This window comes from Streptomyces sp. NBC_00989 (assembly GCF_045162655.1).
Classification (GTDB): Bacteria; Actinomycetota; Actinomycetes; order Streptomycetales; family Streptomycetaceae; genus Streptomyces.
Genome location: NZ_CP108728.1, coordinates 4,391,792 through 4,416,024 on the forward strand (window position 1 = coordinate 4,391,792; position 24,233 = coordinate 4,416,024).

A 24,233-nucleotide genomic window follows, 5' to 3' on the forward strand; every position below is an offset into this window, starting at 1 on the left:
TTCCGATCGTCAATTGCTGAGCGGAATGGTGACGATACGCGCCGCGGCCGTCTTTCCACGCAGCGCCTCGCGCAGACCGACAGCCACGTCAGACGCCGCCACAGCTGTCTTCGAACCGTTTCCCCGCTCGAACTGCACGCCGGCGAACGTGGCGCCGTAGAGCTTCTTCAGCTCGACGAGGTCGTAGTGCTCGACCAGTTTGCCGTTCACGGCCTGCACGCTCAGGAACTTGTAGATCGAGTTCTGCGGGCTGAACGACACCGCGTGCGTGGCGTCCGTCTGGACCGTCACGTTGGCCGACATCGCGAGCTTCGCGAACTCCTTCATCTCGCGGTCGACCTCGGCGTTGGTGATCGTCGGCTGCTTGGTGGTCGTCGGGACCGTCACCGCGGTGGCCGTGCCGGTCTCCACCTCGGCGCGGTACGCCTCCGCCACGGCCGTGACGGAGCCGGCCGCGTCGATGGCCTTGCCCGCCTTGCCGTAGACGGCGACCGCCTTGTCGGCCTTGAACTCGATCGTGCCCTCGGTCACCGAGCCGGAGCCGGAGCCGCCGCCGAGGTCGGTGAGGGCGGCGGTCAGCTTCTCCTCGTCGACCGGCATCTCGGGCTGGACCACCCGGTGCTGGCCGAAGAGCGAGCCGATCACGGAGACCGGGTTGTAGTCGCTGGTGGCCGCCTTGCTGACGGTGGACGCGAAGTCGAACTGAAGCCCCGCCTGGTCCGGCTTGAGCGAGACCGTCTTGCCGCCGACCGACAGCTTCAGCGGCTTGTTCACGCGGTCGCCGAACGCGTCGTCGAGCTTCTTGACGGCGTCGTCACGGGTGCCGCCGCCGATGTCGACGCCGAGCACGGTGGTGCCCTTGGGCACGTCGGTGTGGTTCATCAGCAGCCCGGCGCCGTACGCGCCGCCCGCGATGACGAACACGCCGACGACGAGCAGGACCAGCTTGCTGCGGCCCTTCTTCTTTTTCTTCGCGCTCTTGCCCGCGTTCTTGCCGGCGGGCGCGCTCTGCGCCGAACCGGGGTCGGGCAGCTTCGGGGGCGTGTGCGGCAGCGGGCCGTCGGGGTGGGTACCGGTGCCGAACGGCGAGTTCCCGGCGCCCGGGATGACCGGCATACCGCTGGTGACGGTGTGTCCGGAGACCTGGTCGGCGGGGGCGCCGTAACCGGGGCCACCGGGCCCGGGGGCCGGCTTCTGCGGGGTGAGGATCGCGGTGTCGTCGCTGAGACCACCGCCGGGGATCATGCCGGGGAGACTCGCGCCGCCGGGGGTGCCGGGGCCCATACCGGGACCGCCAGGACCCATACCGGGGCCACCGGGACCCGCGCCGGGACCGCCGGGACCCATACCCGGGCCGCCGGGACCAGCGGGACCCGTGCCAGGACCGCCAGGAGCCCTGCCGTGTCGGCCGGAGGGCGCACCCGGGGTGCCGGGACCGCCAGGGCCTCCGGGACCGCCGTTCGTGCCGCCAGATCCGTCGGCGTAGCCGCTCAGCGCGCTGGGCGCGCCCGGTGCTCCGCCCATGGGGCCGGGCGGCAGCATCAGGCCGCTGCCGGTGACCGGACCGCCGGTCGGGCCCGCGGGACCCTCGGGACCGCCCTGGCCGCCGCGCCCGTTCGGGCCGTTGAAACCGCTGGGTCCGCCGGGACCGCCCGGACCTCCGGGGCCCATGCCCTGCCCGTTGGGACCGGGGAACTGTTCGGCTCGCCCGCCGGGGCCGCCGCCCCCGGGGAAACCGCCCAGCTCGCCCTGGCCGTTGGGCTCGGGGTAACCACCCTGGCCGCCTTGGCCGTTGGGGCCGGGGAAGCCGGCCTGCTGGCCGTTGTCCGAGAAGTACGGCAGGTCGTCGCGGCGGGGCTCGCCGGGGCCGCCGTTGGGGCCGGTGTTCGGGCCACCGCCGTTCGGGCGTGATCCGTTGCCCAGCGGGCCGGCCCCCAGTGCTTCCGTCACGTCGAAGGAACCGGTGCCGCCACCGTGCCCGGGGGCCACGGGTCCGGCGCCGGTGGCGCCGCCGATTCCGGCGCCGTTCGTACCGCCGCCGTTCGCGCCGGCCTGACGGACGGCGCTCGTCACGTTCATGCCGCCGACCACACCACCGGGACGGCCGGCACTCGGCCGACCCGGACCGGGCGCTCCGGCGGCAGGCGGCGCACTCGGGGTGCCCGCGGCCGAACCGCCGGGAATCCCGGCGCCGTTGGTGCCGCCACCGCCCTGACCGCCCTTCGCGGGGCCGGACTTGCGGGGCGCGAACCAGTCGCTCGGCTTCTCCTCGGCGCCGGGCAGCGCGAGTTCGGCGGACGGCTCGACGACGCCGCCCGTGGGCAGCGCGGAACTCGGCAGCTGCGTCTCGGCGGTCGTGGATCCGTCGCCGGACCCGGTGTCCGCGACGGGCGTGCGCACGACGACAGGCGGAATGGGCCGCGAACCGGGGATGTTGATCCGGATCCGGGTCGTCAGCGTCGTCTCGGTCTTGCGTTCCTCCGGCTGCGCGGCCGAACGCCCCGCATCCGTACGGTCGTCGGAAGCCGCGGGCGTCCCGTACGGCGGGGTCCCCGAGGGGTAAGCGGCTCCGCCGCGCCCGTCGGGCCCGGAGGACGGAGTGTCAGTTTCACGACTCAAGGCAGGTTCTCCCGGTTGGCTCCGCCGCCCGACACCCACGGGCGACTCGGCGGCGCGCACCACCATACTGGCCACTTCTTGGCGGTATCCCACGGCCGCTGGGGAAACCCACACCGGACTCGCACGCGCGCGTCGCCGCGAAGTGGTACGTCACTTGCCAAGTCGGACGTCAGGGCCGGTTGGTTGCCGCCCCAAACCCAACGTGGCACAGATCACAGCTACGGCCATCCCGCCGAGCAGGAACAGATAGGAACCGACGCCCGCACCGAAGAGGAAGTCGCCTTCCGGGCGGCTGGCGGTGAGCAGGATGACGGCGACCATCCAGCCGGCGGCGGGCGCCACGGCACCGCCCCGGCCCTCGGTCGCTCTCGCGCCACCGACGAACGCCCCGGCCGCTCCCACGAGCGCGAGCAGCAGCCCGCCCGGGAACCACGCGGCCTGCACGAGCGCCCCGGCCGCCCCGACGACCGCGCCGAGCACGAAGAGCCCCAGGTAGGCCAACACCCGCAGCGCGGACGGCCGTTGCAGCGGCTGGGCGAGCAGGCTCCCGCCGTTGGTGGCGCTCATCACAGGCCCAGCCCTTCGAAGAGGTCGGTCTCGGGCGCACCGTCACTCACCGCAGGATGCGCCAACTCGTAGTACTCGGTGGTGAACAGGGGCTGCGCGAGGTCGTTGGAGAGCGCGAAGTACGGCTGGTCCGGGGCCACTTCGAGCTGCGTGGCGTGCGCGCGCATCGCGGCGGTCTTGGCCGCGGCGTACGCGGCGGCGTCGATCGCGGTGGTGATCCGCCCGTCGTCCACGACACCCGGTACGTCGTCCACGGCGGCCGTCTCCGCGAAGGGAAGCTCCGGCAGCGCGTCACGCAGCCGCGCGAAGCCCTCCTCGACGACGGTCCGGGGTACGCGGTTCCAGTAGACCTTGGCGATCGACTGCCCCGCGTCGGCGGCGAGTTCGGCCGCGCGCATGGCCACGCGGTGGGCCTGGATGTGGTCGGGGTGGCCGTAGCCGCCGTCGGGGTCGTAGGTGACGAGGACCTGTGGGCGCACTTCGCGGATGACCTCGACGAGATGTCCGGCGGCCTCGTCGACGTCGGCCTGCCAGAAGCAGGCGGGGTCGTCGTTGTCCGAGGTGCCCATCATCCCGGAGTCCCGGTATCTGCCGGGGCCGCCCAGGAGGCCGTGGTCGGTGACCCCGAGCGCCTTCATGGCGGCGGCGAGCTCGCGCTCCCGCTCCTCGGCCAGTCCGGCGCCCGACAGATGCCGCAGCGCGGGCGGGATGACCTCGCCGCGCTCTCCGAGGGTGCACGTGACCAGCGTCACGTGGGCACCCTCGGCCGCGTACTTGGCCATCGTCGCGCCGTTGTTGATCGACTCGTCGTCCGGGTGCGCGTGCACCAGCAGCAGACGACGGGCGGGCAGTTCCGTCATGGACCCACCCTACGAGGCCCCCACCCCGCCCCCGCTCACCCCTGCCCGCCCTTCACCCCTCGTCGTCGAGGACGTGAGCGATGGCGAGCGCGATTCGCTCGATCCAGTCGATGGCATCGTTCACCGAGGCCTCGTCGATGGAACGGCGTTCCTTGAGGTCACCGTCGACCAGGTCGGCGTCGTGCGCGATCTTGTTCCGCCGCTGAGTGATCTCCAGATAGCGACTGCGAAGGGTCTTTTCATTCAGCGAGGTACGGCCCTGGAAGAACGACTCGTTGATCCATCCTGCACTGAGGTACCAGACCTTCTTGTCCGTCACCAGCTTGAGCACTTCGGAGATCTTCCCGGGATGCTGGAGCGACTGAGCTGCGAGCTTGTCGCGCAGATGCTCGACAACCGCATCGGGCAAGGTGACATCACCTCGCTGCACCGCCTCGATCCTGTGCAGCGGCAACTCATAGACCCTCAGCTGGTACGGCATGTCGGGGCTGGCCTTGGCGGCTAGCTCGGCGACCCGGCGCAGCACCTCTTCATGCAGCCAGTGATCGATCGCTGCGACGGCCTGAACCCAGGCCGCCCGGTAGAAGTCGTCGATGTCGATCGTGGGCGATCTGAAAGGGGTGAGCATCCTGCCCGCTTCGACCATGCGCCTGGCGTACGACAGGTTCGCCATGAACGCCTCGAACTGACGCGTCTGCGGTCTGGGAACGGACATGCGTAACCCCCGTGCTAACTCATCGCCACGATCTCTACCGGCACGATTCCCGAGCCGTACGGGGCTGAGTCAAGCTGGGCGGGCCGGCTCGCACCAAGGTGGCCGATTCCTGTCTCTCAGTTGCCGGATCGCACCTCTCCCCCGTCTCCGTAGCGCGGCAGGTTGCCCGTGGAGATCGTCCAGTCGGCGATGGTGACGTCCTCGCCATAGACGAAGTCCTTGCGGGTGGCGTAGCGGGGGCCGTCGGGGGTGGCGTGGATGTCGGTGAGGACGGCGCCCTCGCCCGTGCGGGGGTCGAAGATCACGTAGACGGGAATGCCGAGCAGGGGATAGTCACGCATCTTGCTCACCCAGTCGTTGTCCGGGTTGGAGCGCGACACGACTTCGATGGCGGCGATGAGCGTATGTGGGTCGAACGCACCGTCGCCCTCCATGTCCGCCATGGCGATCACCATCACATCGGGGTGACGCATGATGCCCTCGGCCGCGGCCTCCACGTCCGGCTCCCCCGTGTGGGCCACGAGTTCCTCCGGCATGACCTTCTCAAGGCGCTTCCGGAGGTGCAGCACGGTGAGTTCGTGCGGCTTCACGGGCGACATCATGTCGTGGACGATCCCTTCCTTGGTGATCTCAAATTTGCCCGGGATGGTGTCGTCCATGGACTCAAGGAAGTCCCGCATGGCCCGGTAGAAGTGGGAAGCGCCCTGCTGCGCGTTGTCCGAGGCGATGGTCATGGCGCTCGCTCCTCGTCGTCTGTGCCTGGGGGCAAGGATCGTCCCCTTCATGCTAGGTGGCCCCTGGAAGATCGGTTCGGCAGTCATGGCAGCGTCCTGGGATAGGTGAGCGGAAGGCGTGGTCGCAGCCTTCGCAGTTCTGGAGCGGGTGCCGTACGGCTGGTGGCGGGGCCGGGGCACGGAATGGTGGTGGGGGCGGGAGTTGGGCTGTCAGGCGGTGGGCCAGCAGGGCTGCGGGGCGGCGTAGGCCTTCAGGCGGGAGGTCTGCGGTCAGGGCGTGGCGTACGGCTGTGAGGGTGACGTCTCGCTCCAGCCAGGCCGCGACACCAGGGGCCAGGTGGGCCGTGTCGCAGGCCGACAGGAGGAGGTCAGGGGCGTAGCAGCGCAGGTCCGCGAGGAGATCCGTGGCCGTCTGGAGGAGGGCGGGGGCCGGGCACGCCGGGCGCGGTACGGCGGGGAGGGGCTTGCGGGGTGACCGTTCGCGGCGGGCTGCGGCTGCGGGTGCCTTCGGTGCCGCGTGCGGGTCCCTACGGCGGCTGCCGGGCTGGTTGCAGGAGATCGTGCGGGTGATGATGCGGCCGTCGGGGACCCGGTGCCGTTGGCGACGAAGGTAGCCGTGGGTCTCCAACTCCCGTAGCGCGGCGGCGATTCGGGTCGTGCCCTCCGGGAAACGGGCCGCGAGCGACTTGATGTCGACGCGGGCGCCCGCCGGGAGGGACTGGATGTGGACGCCGAGGCCGATCGCGAGCCCTGACAACTCCGGGTGCTGGGCGAGGTGGTTGCCGATCACCGTGAAGCGGGCGGTGTGGCGGGCGTTGTCGTGCGTGAGGCCGCCGTGACCGTGACCGTTGGGCCGCCGGTTCGGGTGGTTCGCGTGAGGGTTGGCGGCGTGCAGGGACTGGGCGCGCGGGGGCGCGCTAATGTCGTGTGTATCCATCGGGAAGGTTGAGTCTTCCTAGGTGGTCAGGCCCTCGCCTTGGGATTGCCGTCCCGGCGAGGGCCGTCGTATGTCTGCGGTTGTTTGCACTGAGCGTAGATCACGCAACCTGCCCGGAATCCAGCCCAGTTGATGATGTTCACCCGGATGGGTGAACGGTGGGCCCGGCTGCCGGGAGGGTGGGGTGGGGCTTGGTGGGGGTTCTTTCACCGTCGTGGTTCTTGGGGAAAGGCGCCCCTTGCACCGGAGTTCGGGTTTCCGGGGTTCGGTGCGCGGTCCAGTACCAGTTCGGCCCAGACCGTCTTGCGGGGGCGCGGTCCCGGGTCCCAGCCCCAGCGGTCGGCGAGCGCCTCGACGATCAGCAGGCCCCGGCCCGACTCCCCGTCCTGCGTGGGGTCTTGGGGGAGCGGCGGACGGTCACCCCGGGTGCGTTGGTAGCGAGTTCGGCGACGATCTGACGGGCCGGGTCCAACGGGACGGCCCAGGCGCCGAGTTGTTCGGTGGCCAGGAGGCGGGCAAGGCGGGCTCCGCGAGGTGTGGGGGACAACTGCACCGTGAAGTTGCGGGTGGGGATGTCGAGTTGGGGTTGGGAGGCGGTGGATTCCTGGATCACGTCACTCAGCGTGGCCGCGCATGCTTACCGTGAACAGTGACATGGCCGTTGCGTACGGTGACTGTCCAGGCGTTGTCCGGTCGTGTCCGGGCTGTCGGGCCGGGTCGCGCGGGTAGGGGCGTCGCGGCACGGTCGTACGGATCAGGAGGGGTGCGAGATGTCGGTGCACGCGGGCGAGGGACAGCTCAACGGCGAGTCGGACGAGCCGGGTTGGGAGGTGGACCCGGACGACGAGTGGGGGTTGGCGGTCCTCGCGACGGTCGGGCGGCAACTGAAGCTGCGACGGGAGGCCGTGGGGATGCGGGTCCCGGACTTCGCAGTGGCGGTGGGGTACGGCGAGGACCTCGTCTACAAGATTGAGGGTGGGAAGCGGATCCCCCGGCCCGAGTATCTGGACAAGTCCGAAGAGGTGATGCGGGCGGACGGGCTGATCTCGGCGATGAAGGAGGACGTGGAGAAGGTCCGGTATCCCAAGAACGTGCGGGACTTGGCGGAGGTCGAAGGGCGGGCGGTGGAGATCGGGGTGTACGTGTGCAGCAGCATCCCCGGTCTGTTGCAGACGCCCGAGCATGCGCGAGCCCTGTTGGAGTCGTGGCAGCCCGCCTACTCGCCAGAGGACTTGGAACGGCGGGTAGCCGCCCGCATGGCCCGGCGGAGCGTGTTCGATCGGTCGCCTGCCCCTGCACTCAGCTTCGTCCTGGAAGAAGCGACTCTGCGCCGCAAGGTTGGAGGCACAATGGTGCGGCGACAGCAGTTCGAACGTCTGCTGGAGGTGGGGCGGTTGAACAACGTCACGCTTCAGGTGATGCCCACGGACAGCGCGGCCCATCCCGGCATGAGCGGCAGGATCGAAGTGCTGAAGTTCGAGGACGGTACAGCAGTGGGGCGTTCCGATGGTGCGTTCAGCGGTCGTCCAACCTCGGATCCGAGGCAGCTTCGTATCCTTGAACTGCGGTATGGCACCATCCGGGCGCAGGCCCTCCCGCCACGGGAGTCGCTGGCGTTCATCGAACAACTGCTGGGAGAAACATGATCCGCGAGCCCGAACTGGCCTGGTTCAAGAGCAGCTACAGCGACGGCCCTGACGGGGACTCCTGTGTAGAGATCGCGGTAGCGCCCCGCACGGTCCACATCCGCGATTCCAAGACCGCCGAAGGCCCCCGCTTCGCCGTCGCCCCGACCGCGTGGGCGAACTTCGTGACGTACGCGTCCCAGAGCTGACCAGCACCCCCTCCGCGAGAGTGTGACACTTCGCGCGGAAGTGTCACACTCTCGCGGGCGACAACCCAACCGGGACGAGCAGAGTGGGCACCGCTCAACTCGGAAGCCCGCTACGGCTACTCGACTTCGACCTCGGGTACGTCGACCTCGGCACCCAGGGAACGGGCGATGGCCGTGAACTCGTTCAAGGCGGACTGAAGGTCGCGGACGATCTCCTCGGCGATCACCTCGGGCGCCAGGCCGCTGTCGGCGTCGTCGAGGGCGGGGTCCTTCATCCACGTGATGTCGAGGTTGACCTTGTCGCGGGCGATCAGGTCCTCGTAACTGAACTTCCTGAAGGGCCCGTTGTCGTCCTCAGACTCGACTCGGGCCGACCTGGGCTCCTCGGGGCGGTAGGCCGCGACGAAGTCGTCAAGGTGGGCCCGGGTGAGAGGGCGCTGCTTGAGTGTGAAGTGCTGGCCGACGCGGAGATCGTAGATCCAGGTCTCGGTGGTGTGCGGCTTGCCGTCAGCGCGCGGGGCTTTCTTGTCGAAGAAGAGGACGTTGGCCTTGACGCCACCGGCGTAGAAGATGCCGGTCGGCAGCCGCAGGATGGTGTGGAGGTCGAACTCGTCGAGAAGCTTTCGGCGGACCTTCTCACCGGCCCCGCCCTCGAAGAGGACGTTGTCCGGCAGGACGACAGCAGCTCGGCCGCCAACTGCCGTGAGCGACATGATGTGTTGCAGGAAATTCAGCTGCTTGTTGGTCGTGGTCGCGGTGAAGTCGTCGCGGTCGTACTGGATGTCCTCCTTCTCGACATCGCCGTCCTGGCCGATCACGGTGATCGCGGACTTGCGGCCGAAGGGAGGGTTCGCGAGGACGAGGGTCGCGTGATGACCGCTGGGCTTCTCGGCGAGCGCGTCACCGACGCTGATGAGGCTGGGTCCGTCGCTCTTGCCGATCCCGTGGAGGAGCATGTTCATCGCGGCGAGGCGGGCGGTGCCGGTGACAAGTTCGTTGCCCCAGATTTTCCGGCCGCTGTCGTACGCCATACGCTCGTCCAGCGACATCTTCTTCATGTGGTGGTCGCGGATGTAGGAGTGGGCCGCGATGAGGAAGCCGCCCGTACCGCAGGCCGGGTCGGTGATGGTGTCGTCCGGGCCGGGCCGGGTGACGTCGACCATGGCGTCGATGAGCGCGCGAGGAGTGAAGTACTGGCCGGCGCCGGTCTTGGTGTCCGAGGCGCCCTTGGACAACAGCCCCTCGTAGGCATCGCCCTTGAGGTCCGTCCCCGTGACGGTCCACTCTTCCTTGCCGATCAAATCGACGACCAGCTTCTCCAGAAGAGCGGGCTTGGTGATCCGGTTCTGGGCGTCGGCGAAGATCGTCCCGATGGTGGTGTCGGGGAGGCGGCCGAGGTGTTCGAGAGCATTGCGGTAGTGCTTCTCCAACTCGGGACCGCGCTTACCGACGAGTGACTTCCAGTTGTACTCGGCAGGCACGATCGCGCTCATGTCCCGCCCGTCCCACGGGTCGTTCTCGAACTCGTCAACCATCTTGAGGAAGAGCAGGTACGAGAGCTGCTCGACGTACTCGATGGTGGACATGCCGTTGTCGCGGAGGACGTTGCAGTAGTTCCAGAGCTTGGAGACCAGGGTGTTGGTCTGGGCGGCGACTTTGGCCGTCTCAGCCGGCTCGGTCGCGGGCTGCTGGGGGTCTGCGGTGGCGGTCACAGGTCGAACTCCTGCTGGACTGCGTTGGCGGGGGCGGGGGTTGGTGCGGGCGCGATGAGCGCTGCGGCTCGCGGGGCGAGCGCCTTTGAGGAGCCCCTAGCAGCTGCTTTGCGGGGCCCCTTGGACTTGGGCGGAGCGGCTCGGGTGGCGGTGATTCGAGTAAGGGAAACACTGGCATGTTCGTCAGAAGGATCCTGAGCAACGAGGCCTCCTTGAAATGCTTTCTGAAGCAGACGCATTCGCAGCCCCCTTGACCGTTGCAACACAGTATCGGACACGGAACTAAGCCTCCGAACCCATGACAGTTCAGAACTCACCTGCTCCAATAGCTGACGCTGCACCGACAGCACCGGCAAGGGAATTGGAAGTTCCGCCAACAGTTTAGAGTTCAGGTTGTATTGCCCTGCCGAGGATGCCGCAACCCTCTGAATGTGGCGACGCCAAGTTCTGCTCTGTGTCACCATCGCAACCCATCGGGGGTCAACAAATTCCGAGTTCAGCTTGAAACGGATGAGGTACGAGGCAAACGCATAGTCCATGTCGCGCTCGACTACGCCAACTCGGCCGATCAGAGCAGGACTTCCGTTCGTTCGCACGAACAAGATTTCACCACGCCGCACGTGATAGCCCGAGAGGTCCAAGGCGCCATCCAGCGCACGCTTGACATCACCGGTATCGATTTCTCCGTCTTGAATATTGGGGATACGGAGAACCGGATCCCCAACACCGCCATATTCACACTTAGTGGACGTCCCATAGCCGTAGCCCCAAGCAAGATCGCCGAGACTGGCGAGCATCCACCCCTCAGGGATCACCATCCCCGGTAGCTGAATCGCGTCAGTTGACTTCCAGCGCTTTCCACCCAGGCGTCTCGTTGCCGACCGGATCTGCTCCAGCGAGACGTTGCAGACCGAAGGCGTGGCCGAGTCCAACTGTCCCAAGACGGCCCGATCGGAAAGGGTGCTGGCCAGCGAGTTACAGCGCGCCCTCATTTTCGATACGGAACCCATTGCCGCGTCAAGCCGCGACAGCTGCTCTTCGAGTGCATCCACAATGCGCCGTTGCTCCGTGAACGGCGGCAGTGCAACCGGCATCCTCCGCAGCGCCTCTTGCGACAGGTTGCGCATCGCATCCTTGGTGCCGCTCGCCTTGGCCTCAACATATGATCGAGCCTGCGGAGAGCGCAAAAAGTGGACGAGCCAGCGCTTACTTACACAGTCTCGCGGGACAAGGCGCAGGCTCTTGTCCGACAACAACAACCTGGGCCTGCATGACCCAACCAGAACCGGAGCCCCAACGTACGCTTTAGTGTTAGCCCGACTTACGAGGAGGTCGCCCGAAGAGATCTCATAAGCTGGGTCAAATTCACGCCCTTTTGGAACCGCCTTGTTCTCATTGGCGTCAAATTCTCCCCACGTCATGGCGCTTACCTTGATGACGCCCCACTCGTGGGGTTGAGCGGGACGCGGTTCACAAGTGAACGATTTCCCTGCCTCGATGCGATGCAGCAAATCCCCCAGCTCAGCCCAAACCCACCCGGCCGGAAGCTCTCTCTCCCCGTCCACGCTCACGCTCAAGCCAATTCCTGATTCAGCTCATCCAACAGTTCCAACGCCTTGTCCTTATCCCCGAACGCGCGCATGAAGCCCCGACCGCCACCACGCTCGGAGAACGGCGCATGCCCGAAGTCCCCCGGCTCGATGCCGACGTCGACAGCAATGGCGTTCTTTATCCGGTCCAGCCACCACAGCTGGTCGTCCGTGAACTCCACGCCCGCCTGCCGCTGCCGCAGCAACCAGCCCTCGAAGCGCTCCTCGACCACCGTACGGTACGGACGCAGCTCATCGTCGGCGCCGAGCTCGAAGCGGATGAGCCGGACCAGATCGCCGAGGCCCGCCTCCTTGCCGGGGCTGGCCGCCACCTTGCCGAGCTGGTCGTAGAGGTCCCAGAGAACACCCGTCGTCCAGGAACGGTTCGTCGCCCGGATCCGGCCCGCGAGTTCCTTGAGCGCGTCCCTCGCCTCACGCGGACTCACCCGCGCGCCACTGCCCAGGGCGACCCTGATCGCCGCGTTCTCGTCGCGCTGTTCCTTCGTGAGCAGCGTGTTCCACTCGGCGAGTTCTTTGCGAGCCCTCTCCTCGCGCGGTATCTCACGCAGCTCGGTGACTCGTACTTCCGTCGTCTCGTCGTACGTCAGGTCCTGCTGGTGACGGATCTCCAGGATCAGCTTGCGCAGCTCCGGCTGGGAAGTCAGCGGGGCCACCGCGTCCTGGACCAGCTTCTTGGCGAGCTCAGGACCCCCTTCACGCCGGGCACGATCCTGGGTGTCGACGTCCACCGCGTCGGCGATACGGCGCGCCAGGTCGGCCAGAGAGGTACCCCCGGACGTCTGGGCCAGCAGCTTCTTCTCCTCGCCGCCCAACTGGCGGTCGATACGGGCCAGTCGACGCCCCAGTGTCTCCGCCTCGTCCGCCGTCAACGAGCGCGTACCGGCCTTGTCGAGGAGTTTCGCCAGCGAGACGCCCTTCTCACCTGCCGGGATCAGCGGTTGGGCATCCACCAGAGATGAGTCGGTCACCCCCACCGCATCGATCAACACGAACCGGTCCTTGGCCAGATCCGGCGCCGCCTCTGGCGTAACCGCCTTCAACTCGTCCGCGTCGATCGAACGCGCACCCCGCCCCTTCATCTGCTCAAAGAGCACCGGGCTCTTGATCGAACGAAGGAATATCACGCACTCCAGCGGCTTCACGTCCGTACCCGTGGCGATCATGTCGACCGTCACCGCGACCCTCAACCTGGCCGAGTTGCGCAGGTCGTTGATGAGCGAATCGGGGTCGTCCCCGTTCTCCCGCGATCGGTAGGTGATTTTCTTCGCGAACTCGTCGCCCCTGCCGAAGACCTGCTTGACCTGCTTGAGCACCTCGTCGGCATGGTCGTCGCCAGCCGCGAAGACGAGGGTCTTGGGGAGGTCGGCGCGTCCCGGGAACCAGCGCTGCCAGTTGTTCCTGTACGTCGTCAGTACAGCGCGGATCTCGTCCGCGGTGATCACCGTGCGGCCCAGTTGCGCGACCGTGTACTCGAAGTCCTCGTCCAGTTCCTCGTACCGCTGTGCCCGCGTCTGCCGGTCACGGATCCGCACGGTCGTACCCGCCTCGATCTTCGCGCCGCCGTCCTCGCGGATGTCCGTGTTGAGGCGCACGATGTCGAAGTCGACGTTGACTCCGTCGGCCACAGCCTGTTCGAAGGTGTACTGCGAGACCATGTTGTTGTCGAAGAACCCCTTGGTCTGGCGGGTGGGCGTGGCGGTGAGGCCGACGAGATGGGCGTCGAAGTATTCCAGGACGCCACGCCACAGGCCGTAGATGGAGCGGTGGCATTCGTCGATCACGATCACGTCGAAGGACTCGATCGGGATGTCCGGGTTGTACTCGACGCTGATCGGCTCGTCCGCCTCGTAGGTCTCGTCCAGGGCCGAGGCCGTCGTGTTCTCGCGGTCCGCGGGTTCCGGCTGCTGTGTCTCCGGCTCGTCCGACTCCGGTCCGTCCGCCACGGTTTCGCCCTTAAGGAGCGCGTACATCCGCTGGATTGTCGAGATCACTACGGACGACGTCTCCTGGAGCCCACTGCGGCCCAGCATGTCGACGTTGTAGAGGTCGGTGAGCTTCCGGTTCTCGTCGGGCGTGCGGTACTTGTCGAACTCTGCGTGCGCCTGTCGACCGAGGTTGTTGCGGTCGACAAGGAACAGGACCCGACGGGCGCCCGCATGGCGCAGCAGGCGGTACGTCTCCGTGACGGCCGTGAAGGTCTTACCCGCTCCCGTCGCCATCTGGATCAGCGCGCGCGGCTTGTCGGCGGCCAGGGACCCTTCCAGGCCCGTGACAGCGTCCACCTGGGCCATGCGCAGGCCGTGCGTCTCCAGGAGCGGCATGCTCGTGCGTAGGGCCGCCCGGAAAGTGGGAGCCGCCCGATTCTCGTCGGCCTTCTTCATCCAGGCGGCGAAGGTCTCGGGGCGGTGGAAGGCGAAGACCTCACGCGAACGGGCGTCCGGATCAACCCGGTTGAGGAAGTACGTCTCCGTACCCGTGGTGGCGTACCGGAACGCGAAGGGCTCCTCCCGGCGCCATACAGCCATCGCGTGCTCCTTGAGCACACCGGCCGCGTACCGCTCGTTCTGGGCGAGAGCGCCGGCGAGCGGCGTTCCCTCGCGCTTGGCCTCGATGACGCCGACGATCTTTCCGTCGACGTAGAGGACGTAGTCGGCTCGGCCGGTGGCCACCGTGAACTCACGGATGGCAACGCCCCTGCCCGCGAGCGGGTTGGCGTCTGCCTTGTCCTGGATCAGCCAGCCCGCCTTGGACAGCATCGCGTCGATCTTCGCGCGTGCCTGCACCTCGTTGAGCGGCGCGGGGCGCTGCGCGCGCTCGACGATGGCCTCGCGTGCGGCGGAGGCAACCTTGCGCGGCTGGAGGCGCTCGCGGTTGTACTGCTGCTGATGAGCCGCCCGCAACTCTGCGACCTGCGCCCGCAGTTCCTCGTTCTGCACGGCGTACGCGGCCTTGGTCTGTTCCGCGCTGGCGATGAGCGCCTCGGTCTCGGCACGCGCCCTTCGCTCGGCCTCCAGGCGGTCGCTCGTCTCGGAAAGCTTCACGCGCGACTCGGCCAACGCGCGGCGATGCCCCTCCAACGCCTCTTCGAGCTCAGCGATTTCCTCCGGCTCGGCAGAGGATGCCTCGCCCGGGAGTGTCGGCGGTACGAATGCGGCGACGGTCCGTGTGCCGCCCATGGCCCGGTCGAAGAGGTCGCCCAACTTCCAGCACAACTCCAGCGCTTCGAGTGCCTTCGTCGTGTCGAAGAGGTGGTTGTGCGCGGCGTCGTTCCGGCCTCGGCGCAGCTTGTCGAAAGCGTCACGGCTCCAGCCGACGAGTACGCCCTGTCGAGTCAGCGCGTTGAGGCGATCGACCTGCCGGGTGCCTTCGACGCGGGTTCCGGTACGGGTGACGAACTCCTCGGCGAGCACCTCACCGAACTGGCCAGCGCTGACGTACGCGGCGTTCGGGTTGGTCAGGACGGTGAGCTCTGCCTGGGAACCGTAGATCGCCAGGAGAGGCTGATGTCCGTACAGCCGCCCGAAGTTGGGCGACGCCTTCGCCAGTTCCCGAAGCCGATCGTCACCACTGTTTCTGTCCACGCGCCGCTGCCCCAGCCTTTGCTTGTCCTCGGTCCGTCAAGCTTACGGAGCCGAACGATCTGGGGTGGCAGAACCGGACGGGCCAAGGGCAACGTCTGGCCCCTCGTCTCCCGAGGGGCCGGAGCCGGTCAGAACTTGATGCTGCCGATCATGCTCGCGATGTTCGTCGTGAGATCGCTGATCGTGGGCGCGATGGTCGAGGAGGCCAGATAGAACCCGAGGAGGACACAGACGACCGCGTGTCCGCCCTTCAGCCCTGATTTCTTGACCAGAAGGAAGACGACGATCGCCAGCAGCACCACCGCCGAAATCGAGAGTGCCACGGCGGCTCACCTCCAATGATCCCAGGGACTAGGGGGGTCGGACTATGGGGGCAATGGGGTCCATGGGGTGGACCCCTAGAGCAAATCGGTACAGCAAATCCATACAGGAGCCAGCAGGTTCATACCCACGCAGCGCTAGTGATCATAACTATCCGCGCTCGCGCATCGCTCGGCGCACAGCCGCACAAGGGGGCGCATGGCCAATATGGTCGGGGCATGACGACCGAGGCTGACTCCTTCCCCCGCCGGCACGCCCGTACCCAGCGGTTCACGCTCGGCGCGCCGCGCGCGTTCACCGTGTCGCCCGACGGTTCGCGGGTCGTGTTCCTGCGCTCCCCCTCCGGCACGGACCGGGCGAACGCGCTGTGGGTCCTCGATCCGGCGGCCGGCACCGAGCGCGTCGCGGCCGACCCGCGCGCCCTCCTGGGCGGCGCCTCGGAGCACCTCTCGCCCGAGGAGCGGGCGCGCCGCGAGCGCACCCGCGAGGGCGGCGCGGGGATCGTCGGCTACGCGACCGACAGCGAGGCCGAGTTGGCGTCTTTCGCCTTGTCAGGACGGCTTTTCACGGCCGAGCTGCGGGCCGGCACCGCACGTGAACTCACCGTCCCCGGACCGGTGATCGACCCCCGCCCCGCTCCCGACGGACGGCACATCGCCTACGTCACGGGCGGCGCCCTGCGTGTCGTGGGAGCCGAGGGTGACGGCGACCGCCCGCTCGCCGAGCCGGAGTCGGACCAAGTCACCTATGGACTGGCCGAGTTCATCGCGGCCGAGGAGATGAGCCGTACGCGCGGCTTCTGGTGGTCGCCGGACTCGGAGCGGCTGCTGGTCGCCCGCGCGGACGACACGCCCGTACAGCGCTGGTGGATCGCCGACCCGGCCCATCCGGAGCGCGAGCCGCAGCGCGTCGCGTACCCGGCGGCGGGCACGGCCAACGCGGACGTACGGCTGTACGTGATCGGGCTGGACGGGACGCGCACGGAGGTCGTCTGGGACCGGGCGCGGTACCCGTATCTGGCGCGAGTGCACTGGTCAGCGGCGGGTGCGCCGCTGCTGCTCGTGCAGGCCCGGGACCAGCGCAGCCAGCTGTTCCTCGCCGTGGAGCCCGACTCGGGGGCGACCCGGATGGTGCATGCCGACGAAGATCCAGTTTGGCTTGATCTTTTCCCTGGCGTGCCGTGCTGGAGCCCTTCGGGACAGCTCGTGCGGATCGCCGACGAGGGCGGTGCCCGGGTGCTCGCGGTGGGTGAACGCCTGCTCACAGGGCCGCAGTTGCACGTCCGCGCGGTGCTGGACGTCTCGGACGACAGCGTGCTGGTCTCGGCCTCGGCGGGCGAGGCCGCGCCCGCCCCGGAGACCGGCGAGGTGCACGTGTATCGCGTCAACGAGCTCGGCCTGGAGCGTCTCTCGCAGGAGCCCGGCGTGCACGCGGCGGTGCGCGCCGGGGGCGTGACCGTGCTGATCTCGGCGGTGCCGGACCGGCCGGGCACGCGGGTCCAGGTGCTGCGCGGGAACAAGAAGGCGGTGCCGATCGCGTCGTACGCCGAAGATCCCGGTCTGTCCCCGCGCATCACGTTCACCGAGGGGGGCGCACGGCGCGTCCCGTGCGCCCTGCTTATGCCACGGGACTACGACGGGACCTCTCCCCTTCCGGTTTTGATGGACCCCTACGGCGGTCCGCACGGCCCGCGCGTGGTCGCCGCGCACAACGCGCACCTCACGTCACAGTGGTTCGCCGACCAGGGTTTCGCGGTGCTCGTCGCCGACGGCCGCGGCACCCCGGGCCGCTCACCGGCATGGGAGAAGGCCGTCCACCGCGACTTCACGGTCTCCCTCGACGACCAGATCGACGCCCTCCAGGACCTCGCCAAGTCCCACCCGCTCGACCTCTCCCGGGTGGCCATCCGCGGCTGGTCGTACGGGGGTTGGCTCGCGGGGCTCGCCGTACTGCGCCGCCCGGACGTCTTCCACGCGGGCATCGCGGGCGCCCCGGTCACCGACTGGCGGCTCTACGACACGCACTACACGGAGCGGTACCTGGGCGACCCGGCCAAGGACCCGGAGTCGTACGCGAAGAGCAGTCTGGTCACCGACGACGGACTGTCCTCCCCCGCCGACCCGCACCGCCCGCTGATGGTCGTGCACGGCCTCGCCGACGACAACGTGGTGGTCGCGCACGCCCTGCGGCTGTCCTCGGCCCTGCTGGCCGCCGGCCGCCCGCACGAGGTGCTGCCGCTGTCCGGGGTGACCCACATGACCCCGCAGGAACAGGTCGCGGAGAACCTGCTGCTGCTTCAAGTGGACTTCCTGAAGCGGGCGTTGGGGATGGTCTAGGTACGGCAACGGACCGGGGCGACATGGCGCGCCCCGGTCCGTTTACGGCACCCGCACGGCCGTACGTCAATCAGGTTGACGCGTCCGTATATCGAGATCGGGTCGGCCGAGTTGCCTGCGTGTTAACGCAATTGATGCCTGTTTGTGTGGTTATTCCGCCCCATCCGCGAGATCGTCCGGGGTCGCTCCGGGGGTTTCCTCCTGGGGTACGACCGTCTTCTCCTCGGCGAAGTGACAGGCCGAGTCGTGTGCCGCGGGGCCGCTCGCGAGCCGGAACTCGGCGGGCACGGCGAGCAGCGGCACCTCCAGTGAGCAGCGCTCCTGCGCCTTCCAGCAGCGGGTGCGGAAGCGGCACCCGGAGGGGATGTTCGTCGGCGACGGCACGTCACCGGCGAGGATGATCCGCTCACGGTGGTCCCGCGCGTCCGGGTCGGGCACGGGCACGGCGGAGAGCAGCGCCTGGGTGTACGGGTGCGTCGGGTGGTCGTAGATCTCCTCGTCCTTGCCGATCTCCACGATCCGGCCGAGGTACATGACCCCGACCCGGTCGGAGATGTGCCGGACGATCGACAGGTCGTGCGCGATGAAGATGTACGACAGGTCGAACTCGTCCTGGAGGCGGTCGAGGAGGTTGATGACCTGGGCCTGTACGGAGACGTCGAGCGCGGAGACGGGTTCGTCGGCGACGATGACCTCGGGGCGCAGCGCCAACCCCCTCGCGATGCCGATGCGTTGGCGCTGGCCGCCGGAGAACTGGTGCGGATACCGGTTGATGTACTCGGGGTTGAGCCCGACCACGTCCAGCAGATCCTGAACTCGCTTGCGCCGGTCGCCCTTCGGCGCCACCTCGGGGTGGATCTCGTACGGCTCCCCGATGATGTCGCCCACCGTCATCCGGGGGTTGAGGGAGGTGTACGGGTCCTGGAACACCATCTGGATGTTGCGCCGGGCGGCCTTCAGGGCGCGGCCGGACATACGGCTGATGTCCTCGCCCTTGAACTTGATCGACCCCTCGGTCGGCCGCTCAAGATTGACCAGCATCTTGGCGACGGTCGACTTGCCGCACCCGGACTCCCCGACGATGCCGAGGGTCTCTCCCCTGTTGAGCGCGAAGTCCACACCGTCGACCGCCTTGACGGCACCGACCTGCTTCTTGAAGAGGATGCCCTGGGTCAAGGGGTAGTGCTTGACGAGTCCGGTCACTTCAAGGATCGGCTCAACTGTTGATCCTGCTACGGCCGTCGGCTCAGCCATTGAGGCACTCCCTCCAGAAGTGGCAGGCGCTGCCCCGGTGTTGATCCACCTCGTACAGCTCGGGTTCGTCGGTCCGGCACACGTCCTGGGCCATCGGGCAGCGGGGGTTGAAGGCGCAGCCGGGCGGGATGTGCATGAGGTTCGGCGGCAGGCCCTTAATGGCGTAGAGCTCCTGGCCCTTCTGGTCCAGGCGCGGGATCGAGTCCAACAGGCCCTTGGTGTACGGGTGTGCGGGCGCCTTGTAGATGTCGTGGACGGGGGCCGACTCGACGATCCGGCCCGCGTACATCACGGCGATCTTGTCGGCGACGTCGGCGACGACTCCGAGGTCGTGGGTGATGAGGATGAGCCCCATGTGCAGCTCGCGCTGCAACTCGGCCAGCAGGTCCATGACCTGGGCCTGGACGGTGACGTCGAGGGCGGTGGTGGGTTCGTCGGCGATGATGAGCGCCGGCTCCAGGGCGAGCGCCATGGCGATCATGATGCGCTGGCGCATACCGCCGGAGAACTGGTGCGGATAGTCACGGACGCGCTGAGCGGCACCCGGGATCCGCACCCGGTCCATCAGCTCGACGGCCTTGGTCCGCGCGTCCTTTCGGGACATCCCCCGGTGCACGACGAACATCTCGCCGAGCTGGTCGCCCACGGAGAGCACGGGGTTGAGCGAGGACAGCGCGTCCTGGAAGATCATCGCCATCTCGGCACCGCGGACCTTGCGCCGCTCTTCTTCCTTGAACTTCAGCAGATCCTTGCCCCGGAAGAGAATCTCGCCGCCGGTGATCTTCCCGGGCGGCACGTCGAGAATCCCCATGACAGCCTGCGCGGTCACGGACTTCCCGGACCCCGACTCCCCCAGCACGGCGAGGGTCTCCCCCTCGTCCACGCTGTAGTTGACCCCGTTGACGGCCTTGGCGACCCCGTCCCTGGTCCTGAACTCCACATGCAGATCCCGCACTTCGAGCAGCATGACGCCGGTCACCTCACCTTCGGATCGAGGGCGCCGCGGTTCGCGTCGCCGAGCAGCAAGAACGGCCGTACGGCGAACGCCGGCACGGGCGAGGGACACCGCGCGGGCCGCGCACCCGTGGCCACCGCTCGCGCCCCGGCAGGGGCCCGGAACCCCGGAACCGGACGGCCCAAATCCAGCACCGTCACGCCGTCACCTCAGCTTCGGGTCGAGGGCGTCGCGTACCGCGTCGCCGAGCATGATGAACGCGAGGACGGTGATCGCCAGGGCTCCGGCGGGCCAGAGGAGCATGTGGGGGGCGTTGCGGATGTACTGGGACGCCGCGGAGATGTCGATGCCCCAGCTGACCGTGGGGGGCTTCAGGCCCACGCCGAGGTACGACAGGGTCGCCTCCAGCGAGATGTACGTGCCCAGGGCGATCGTGGCGACGACGATCACCGGAGCGACCGCGTTCGGGGCGATGTGGCGTAGCAGGAGGCGGGAGTTGGAGGCGCCCAGTGCTCGCGCGGCCTGGACGTAGTCGTTCTGTTTGGCGGTGATGACCGAGCCGCGGGCGATGCGGGAGATCTGCGGCCAGCCGAGCAGGACCATGAAGCCGATCACCGGCCAGACCGTGTTGCTCGTCACCACGGACAGGAGCACCAGGCCGCCGAGGACCACCGGGATCGCGAAGAAGATGTCCGTGACCCGGGACAGGATCGAGTCCCACACCCCGCCGAAGAACCCGGCGAGCCCGCCGAGCACCGCCCCGAAGAAGGCGACGCCCAGCGTGGCGAGGACGCCCACCGTGACGGACGTACGGGTGCCGTAGACCGTGCGCGTGTAGACGTCGCAGCCCTGGCCGTCGTAGCCGAAGGGATGGCCCGGCTGGGAGCCCTCCTGGGCCTTTGCGAGGTCGCACTTGAGGGGGTTGCCCGAGGCGATCAGCGAGGGCCAGAGCGAGATGACGACCAGGAAGAGGATGACCAGCGCGGAGATGATGAAGACGGGGTTGCGGCGCAGGTCGCGCCAGGCGTCGGACCAGAGACTGCGGGGCTTCTCCTGCGGTCCCGTGCCCTCCGGTCCCCCGGGTGCCCGTCCGCCGGAGGCTGATGACTGCTGCTCCAGGGTTTCCGCCTCGCTCGTGGCGAGGTCCATGGTGCCGCCCATGCCGGTCCCGGCGATGGCGCGCTCCGGTTCGAACGGCTGCTCAGGCATAGCGGATCCTCGGGTCGAGTACGGCGTACAGGAGGTCGACGAGGAGGTTGGCGACCAGGAAGACGAGGACCAGGACCGTCACGAAGCCGACCACCGTCTGGGTGTTCTGGCGCACGATCCCCTGGTAGAGCTGGTAGCCGACCCCGTGGATGTTGAAGATTCGCTCGGTGACGATCGCGCCGCCCATCAGCGCGCCGATGTCCGTGCCGATGAACGTCACCACGGGGATCAGCGAGTTGCGCAGCAGGTGACGGACGATCACCCGGCGTCTCGGCAGGCCCTTCGCGACGGCCGTACGGACGTAGTCGGAGCGCCTGTTCTCCGCGATGGACGTCCGGGTCAGCCGGGTCACGTACGCGAGGGAGACCGAGGCCAACACCAGCCCGGGGACGATCAGTTCGCTGAAGGTCGCCTCCGGGGAGACGGACGGTTTGATCCAGCCCCATTCGACGCCGAGCAGCAGTTGCAGCAGCAGACCGGTGACGAAGGTCGGGATGGAGATCACGACGAGGGTGAGCAGCAGCACCGTGGTGTCGATCGGGCGGCCGCGCTTGAGGCCGGTGATCACACCCAGCGCGATGCCGACGACGATCTCGATGAGGATCGCCACGAGGGTCAGCCGGATGGTGACCGGGAACGCGGTCGACATCAGCTCGGTGACTTTCTGGCCGTTGAACGCCGTCCCGAAGTCACCGGTGAAGACGTTCCCCATGTAGGTCAGGTACTGCTGCCACACGGGCTTGTCGAGGCCGAACTCCCGCTTGAGCTGGGCGGCCGTCGACGGGTCGCACTGCCGGTCGCCGCACAGGCCCGCGACGGGGTCGCCCATCACGTTCACCATCAGGAAGATCAACAGTGTCGCGCCGATGAAGACCGGGATCATCTGCAGCAGGCGCCGGATTACGTACCGTCCCATGGGGGCTCCGGGGATCGTGGGGGCGGGCCACGGCGGACCCGCCCCCGGTGCGACTCGGGCTCAGCTGACCTTGATCTCGTTGTAGACGGGGACGCTGAACGGGTTGAGCGCCACGTTGGAGAGCCGGTCGGAGTAGCCCGCGCTGCCGTTCTGGTACCAGAGCGGGATGGCGGCCATGTTGTCGCGGACGACTTCCTCGGCCTGCTGGAAGAGCTTGATCGCCTTGCTCGTGTCCGTCTCGGCGTTGGCCTGGTCCACGAGCTTGTCGAAGTCCTTGTTGGACCACTGGCCGTCGTTGGAGGAGGCGTTGGTGTAGTACAGCGGCTGGAGGAAGTTCTGGATGAGCGGGTAGTCCATCTGCCAGCCGGCGCGGAACGGCCCGGTCATCTTGTGCTGGCCGATCTGGTTCCTGAAGTCCGCGAAGGTGCCGACCGGGTTGCCGACGCACGCCTTGTCGTTGCCGAGCGCGTTGTTGATGGAGTTGCACACGGCGTCCACCCACTCCTTGTGCGAGCCCGTGTCCGCGTTGTACGTGATCTTGACCTGGCCGCCGGGGATGCCGCCGCCCTCCTGGACGAGCTTCTTCGCCTCGGTGGGGTCGTACTTGCAGGCGTCCCCGCACAGCCCGTCCTGGAAGCCGCCCTCGGTGCCGAGCACCGGTGAGGTCCAGTCGCTGGCCGGGGTGCGGGTCTTCTGGAAGATCGTGCTGGTGATCTGGTCCCGGTTGATCGCCATGGACAGGCCCGTGCGGACCTTCTCCGAGCCGCTCTTGTTCCAGTTCTTGTCGTAGTACGGGAACGCGAGGGTCTGGATGATGCCGGCGGGCGTGTTGATGTACCGGTCGCCGAGGTCGCTCTTGACGTTCTTGAGCTGCGAGGCGGGGATGTCGTCGACGAGGTCGAGGTTGCCGGCCATCAGGTCGGTGTAGGCGGTGTTGTTGTCGGTGTAGACCTTGAGGGTCACGCCACCGTTCTGGGCCTTGTCCTCACCCGTGTACCCGTCCCACTTCTTGAGCTGCATCTGCGAGCCCTTGGTGTACGAGGAGATCGTGTACGGGCCGTTGCCGACCGGCTTCTTCAGCCAGCCCGCGTGGTCGGAGAAGAACGTCGACGGCAGCGGCGAGTAGGCCGCGTAGCCGAGGGTGTCCGGGAAGGTCGAGAACTTCTGGGTGAGCTTGATGGTGAAGGTGTCGGTGCCGGTCACCTTGAGCCCGGTGAGCGTGGTCGCGCTCTGCGAGCCGCTGTCGGGGTGGACCTTGTCGTAGCCCTCGATGTACCCGAAGAAGTACGCGTTCTTCTGGTTGTTCTTGAGGCTGGCGCCGTAGTTCCACGCGTCGACGAACGACTTCGCGGTGACGGCCTCGCCGTTGCTGAACTTCCAGCCGCTCTTGACCGTGACCGTGAAGTTCTGCGAGTCCGTGGTCTCGATCTTGTCGGCGAGCATGTCCTCGGCCTTGCCGGACTTCGGGTCGTACCGCTTGAGTCCGCGGAAGACCATGTCGAGGACCTTGCCGCCCTGCACCTCGTTGGTGTTGGCCGGCTCCAGCGGGTTCTGCGGGTCTCCCCAGGAGGCGCTGAGCACCGCGCTGTCGTCACCACCGCCGCCGCTACTGCTGCTGCCGCCGCTCCCACAGGCGGTCGCCGCGAGGGCTACCGCCGCCGCGCAAGCGGCCCATTTGGCGTGCGTGGCTCCACGCATCGAGTGCCTCCTCAGGAAAGCCGGTCCATGCTGATCCGTTACCGGTCAATATCGGCTTAAAAGGAGCACATCGCCTGCGGGCCCACCCGTTCGAGGGACCTCCGGCCCCTGTTCGGTCGATCTTCGGCATGGAGCACAATGGATCACCGCGAAGCGATGCGGAACCGTTGGATTGTGACGTTCCGCTGTACGCATTCCGATACACCAGCGTCCGGATAACGAACTCATTGCCCGTTTCGCGTAGTTAGCCCGATCTAAAACACAGATCGATCACGGCACGCTACTCGCGTAGCTACGGAGCGGTAAACCCAGCGCAAAGAAGGTAAAGAGAAACCCAAGTCGGTCCAGATTTTATTGACCTTGCATGAATTGCGT

18 protein-coding genes and 1 pseudogene are annotated in these 24,233 nt (G+C 67.8%); 3 read left to right on the plus strand and 16 right to left on the minus strand.

The annotated features are described in order from the left end of the window. Positions 1-9: 9 nt before the first annotated feature. The 7 genes and pseudogenes from OG714_RS18935 to OG714_RS18965 all read right to left on the minus strand — a co-directional run bounded on the left by OG714_RS18935 (position 10) and on the right by OG714_RS18965 (position 7,045). On the minus strand, positions 10-2,619 hold the full coding sequence (locus tag OG714_RS18935) for a hypothetical protein (protein WP_406122445.1): 2,610 nt from the start codon (positions 2,617-2,619) through the stop codon (positions 10-12). Positions 2,620-2,769: 150 nt separating this feature from the next. Continuing rightward, complete coding sequence (locus OG714_RS18940; RefSeq protein ID WP_406122447.1) at positions 2,770-3,186, minus strand: DUF6113 family protein; 417 nt, start codon at positions 3,184-3,186, stop codon at positions 2,770-2,772. Beyond that, the gene (gene mshB / locus OG714_RS18945; protein ID WP_406122449.1) at positions 3,186-4,046 is read right to left on the minus strand and encodes an N-acetyl-1-D-myo-inositol-2-amino-2-deoxy-alpha-D-glucopyranoside deacetylase; all 861 of its coding nucleotides are present in this window, start codon (positions 4,044-4,046) and stop codon (positions 3,186-3,188) included. Before mshB ends, OG714_RS18940 begins: the two co-directional genes overlap by 1 nt. A 52-nt stretch (positions 4,047-4,098) precedes the next feature. Next, positions 4,099-4,761 (minus strand): hypothetical protein, encoded by a 663-nt coding sequence (locus tag OG714_RS18950; protein ID WP_406122451.1) that lies wholly within the window; start codon positions 4,759-4,761, stop codon positions 4,099-4,101. A gap of 116 nt (positions 4,762-4,877) precedes the next feature. Next, complete coding sequence (locus tag OG714_RS18955) at positions 4,878-5,495, minus strand: Uma2 family endonuclease (protein ID WP_406122453.1); 618 nt, start codon at positions 5,493-5,495, stop codon at positions 4,878-4,880. 52 nt (positions 5,496-5,547) lie between these two features. Beyond that, a complete protein-coding gene (locus OG714_RS18960; protein WP_406122455.1) occupies positions 5,548-6,432 on the minus strand; it encodes a helix-turn-helix domain-containing protein in 885 nt (294 codons plus the stop codon). A 206-nt stretch (positions 6,433-6,638) separates the two neighbouring features. Beyond that, positions 6,639-7,045 (minus strand): annotated as a pseudogene (locus OG714_RS18965) (ATP-binding protein). 157 nt (positions 7,046-7,202) lie between these two features. Between OG714_RS18965 and OG714_RS18970 the strand changes: the two are divergent. Both OG714_RS18970 and OG714_RS18975 read left to right on the plus strand, forming a co-directional pair. After that, on the plus strand, positions 7,203-8,078 hold the full coding sequence (locus tag OG714_RS18970; protein WP_406122457.1) for a helix-turn-helix domain-containing protein: 876 nt from the start codon (positions 7,203-7,205) through the stop codon (positions 8,076-8,078). After that, entirely contained in the window at positions 8,075-8,266 is a 192-nt protein-coding gene (locus tag OG714_RS18975) for a DUF397 domain-containing protein (protein ID WP_406122459.1), read from the plus strand. The genes OG714_RS18970 and OG714_RS18975 overlap by 4 nt, the downstream gene beginning before the upstream one ends. 116 nt (positions 8,267-8,382) lie before the next feature. Here the strand turns inward: OG714_RS18975 and OG714_RS18980 are convergent, their stop codons facing one another. The 4 genes from OG714_RS18980 to OG714_RS18995 form a co-directional block, all read right to left on the minus strand. After that, positions 8,383-9,978: an N-6 DNA methylase gene (locus OG714_RS18980; protein WP_406122461.1), complete on the minus strand. Its 1,596-nt coding sequence runs from the start codon at positions 9,976-9,978 to the stop codon at positions 8,383-8,385. After that, positions 9,975-11,105 carry a restriction endonuclease subunit S gene (locus tag OG714_RS18985; protein WP_406122463.1) on the minus strand — a complete coding sequence of 377 codons (1,131 nt, stop codon included), beginning with the start codon at positions 11,103-11,105 and terminating at the stop codon, positions 9,975-9,977. Before OG714_RS18985 ends, OG714_RS18980 begins: the two co-directional genes overlap by 4 nt. Positions 11,106-11,551: 446 nt before the next feature. Next, complete coding sequence (locus tag OG714_RS18990) at positions 11,552-15,169, minus strand: DEAD/DEAH box helicase family protein (RefSeq protein ID WP_406122465.1); 3,618 nt, start codon at positions 15,167-15,169, stop codon at positions 11,552-11,554. 128 nt (positions 15,170-15,297) lie between these two features. Then, the gene (locus OG714_RS18995) at positions 15,298-15,492 is read right to left on the minus strand and encodes a hypothetical protein (protein WP_019058412.1); all 195 of its coding nucleotides are present in this window, start codon (positions 15,490-15,492) and stop codon (positions 15,298-15,300) included. 216 nt (positions 15,493-15,708) lie between these two features. Between OG714_RS18995 and OG714_RS19000 the strand changes: the two genes are divergently transcribed. After that, complete coding sequence (locus OG714_RS19000; protein ID WP_406122468.1) at positions 15,709-17,826, plus strand: prolyl oligopeptidase family serine peptidase; 2,118 nt, start codon at positions 15,709-15,711, stop codon at positions 17,824-17,826. A 150-nt stretch (positions 17,827-17,976) separates the two neighbouring features. Here the strand turns inward: OG714_RS19000 and OG714_RS19005 are convergent, their stop codons facing one another. From OG714_RS19005 to OG714_RS19025, 5 genes are all read right to left on the minus strand, one after another. Then, a complete protein-coding gene (locus OG714_RS19005; RefSeq protein ID WP_406122470.1) occupies positions 17,977-19,080 on the minus strand; it encodes an ABC transporter ATP-binding protein in 1,104 nt (367 codons plus the stop codon). Beyond that, positions 19,073-20,047, minus strand: a complete 975-nt coding sequence (locus tag OG714_RS19010) for an ABC transporter ATP-binding protein (protein ID WP_406131870.1) — start codon at positions 20,045-20,047, stop codon at positions 19,073-19,075. The genes OG714_RS19005 and OG714_RS19010 overlap by 8 nt, the downstream gene beginning before the upstream one ends. Before the next feature lie 192 nt (positions 20,048-20,239). Then, positions 20,240-21,244, minus strand: coding sequence for an ABC transporter permease (locus tag OG714_RS19015; RefSeq protein ID WP_406122471.1), 1,005 nt, complete (start codon positions 21,242-21,244; stop codon positions 20,240-20,242). Beyond that, the gene (locus OG714_RS19020; protein WP_406122473.1) at positions 21,237-22,160 is read right to left on the minus strand and encodes an ABC transporter permease; all 924 of its coding nucleotides are present in this window, start codon (positions 22,158-22,160) and stop codon (positions 21,237-21,239) included. The genes OG714_RS19015 and OG714_RS19020 overlap by 8 nt, the downstream gene beginning before the upstream one ends. 60 nt (positions 22,161-22,220) lie before the next feature. Beyond that, entirely contained in the window at positions 22,221-23,858 is a 1,638-nt protein-coding gene (locus OG714_RS19025) for an ABC transporter substrate-binding protein (RefSeq protein WP_406122476.1), read from the minus strand. Between the last annotated feature and the right edge of the window lie 375 nt (positions 23,859-24,233).

Excerpts from the sequence above, each read along its gene's own strand:
- OG714_RS18940 (WP_406122447.1), bottom strand. The coding sequence starts at position 3,186 with ATGAGCGCCACCAACGGCGGGAGCCTGCTCGCCCAGCCGCTGCAACGG.
- mshB (WP_406122449.1), bottom strand. The coding sequence starts at position 4,046 with ATGACGGAACTGCCCGCCCGTCGTCTGCTGCTGGTGCACGCGCACCCG.
- OG714_RS18950 (WP_406122451.1), bottom strand. The coding sequence starts at position 4,761 with ATGTCCGTTCCCAGACCGCAGACGCGTCAGTTCGAGGCGTTCATGGCG.
- OG714_RS18955 (WP_406122453.1), bottom strand. The coding sequence starts at position 5,495 with ATGACCATCGCCTCGGACAACGCGCAGCAGGGCGCTTCCCACTTCTAC.
- OG714_RS18960 (WP_406122455.1), bottom strand. The coding sequence starts at position 6,432 with ATGGATACACACGACATTAGCGCGCCCCCGCGCGCCCAGTCCCTGCAC.
- OG714_RS18970 (WP_406122457.1), top strand. The coding sequence starts at position 7,203 with ATGTCGGTGCACGCGGGCGAGGGACAGCTCAACGGCGAGTCGGACGAG.
- OG714_RS18975 (WP_406122459.1), top strand. The coding sequence starts at position 8,075 with ATGATCCGCGAGCCCGAACTGGCCTGGTTCAAGAGCAGCTACAGCGAC.
- OG714_RS18985 (WP_406122463.1), bottom strand. The coding sequence starts at position 11,105 with ATGCGCAACCTGTCGCAAGAGGCGCTGCGGAGGATGCCGGTTGCACTG.
- OG714_RS19000 (WP_406122468.1), top strand. The coding sequence starts at position 15,709 with ATGACGACCGAGGCTGACTCCTTCCCCCGCCGGCACGCCCGTACCCAG.
- OG714_RS19005 (WP_406122470.1), bottom strand. The coding sequence starts at position 19,080 with ATGGCTGAGCCGACGGCCGTAGCAGGATCAACAGTTGAGCCGATCCTT.
- OG714_RS19010 (WP_406131870.1), bottom strand. The coding sequence starts at position 20,047 with ATGCTGCTCGAAGTGCGGGATCTGCATGTGGAGTTCAGGACCAGGGAC.
- OG714_RS19015 (WP_406122471.1), bottom strand. The coding sequence starts at position 21,244 with ATGCCTGAGCAGCCGTTCGAACCGGAGCGCGCCATCGCCGGGACCGGC.
- OG714_RS19020 (WP_406122473.1), bottom strand. The coding sequence starts at position 22,160 with ATGGGACGGTACGTAATCCGGCGCCTGCTGCAGATGATCCCGGTCTTC.
- OG714_RS19025 (WP_406122476.1), bottom strand. The coding sequence starts at position 23,858 with ATGCGTGGAGCCACGCACGCCAAATGGGCCGCTTGCGCGGCGGCGGTA.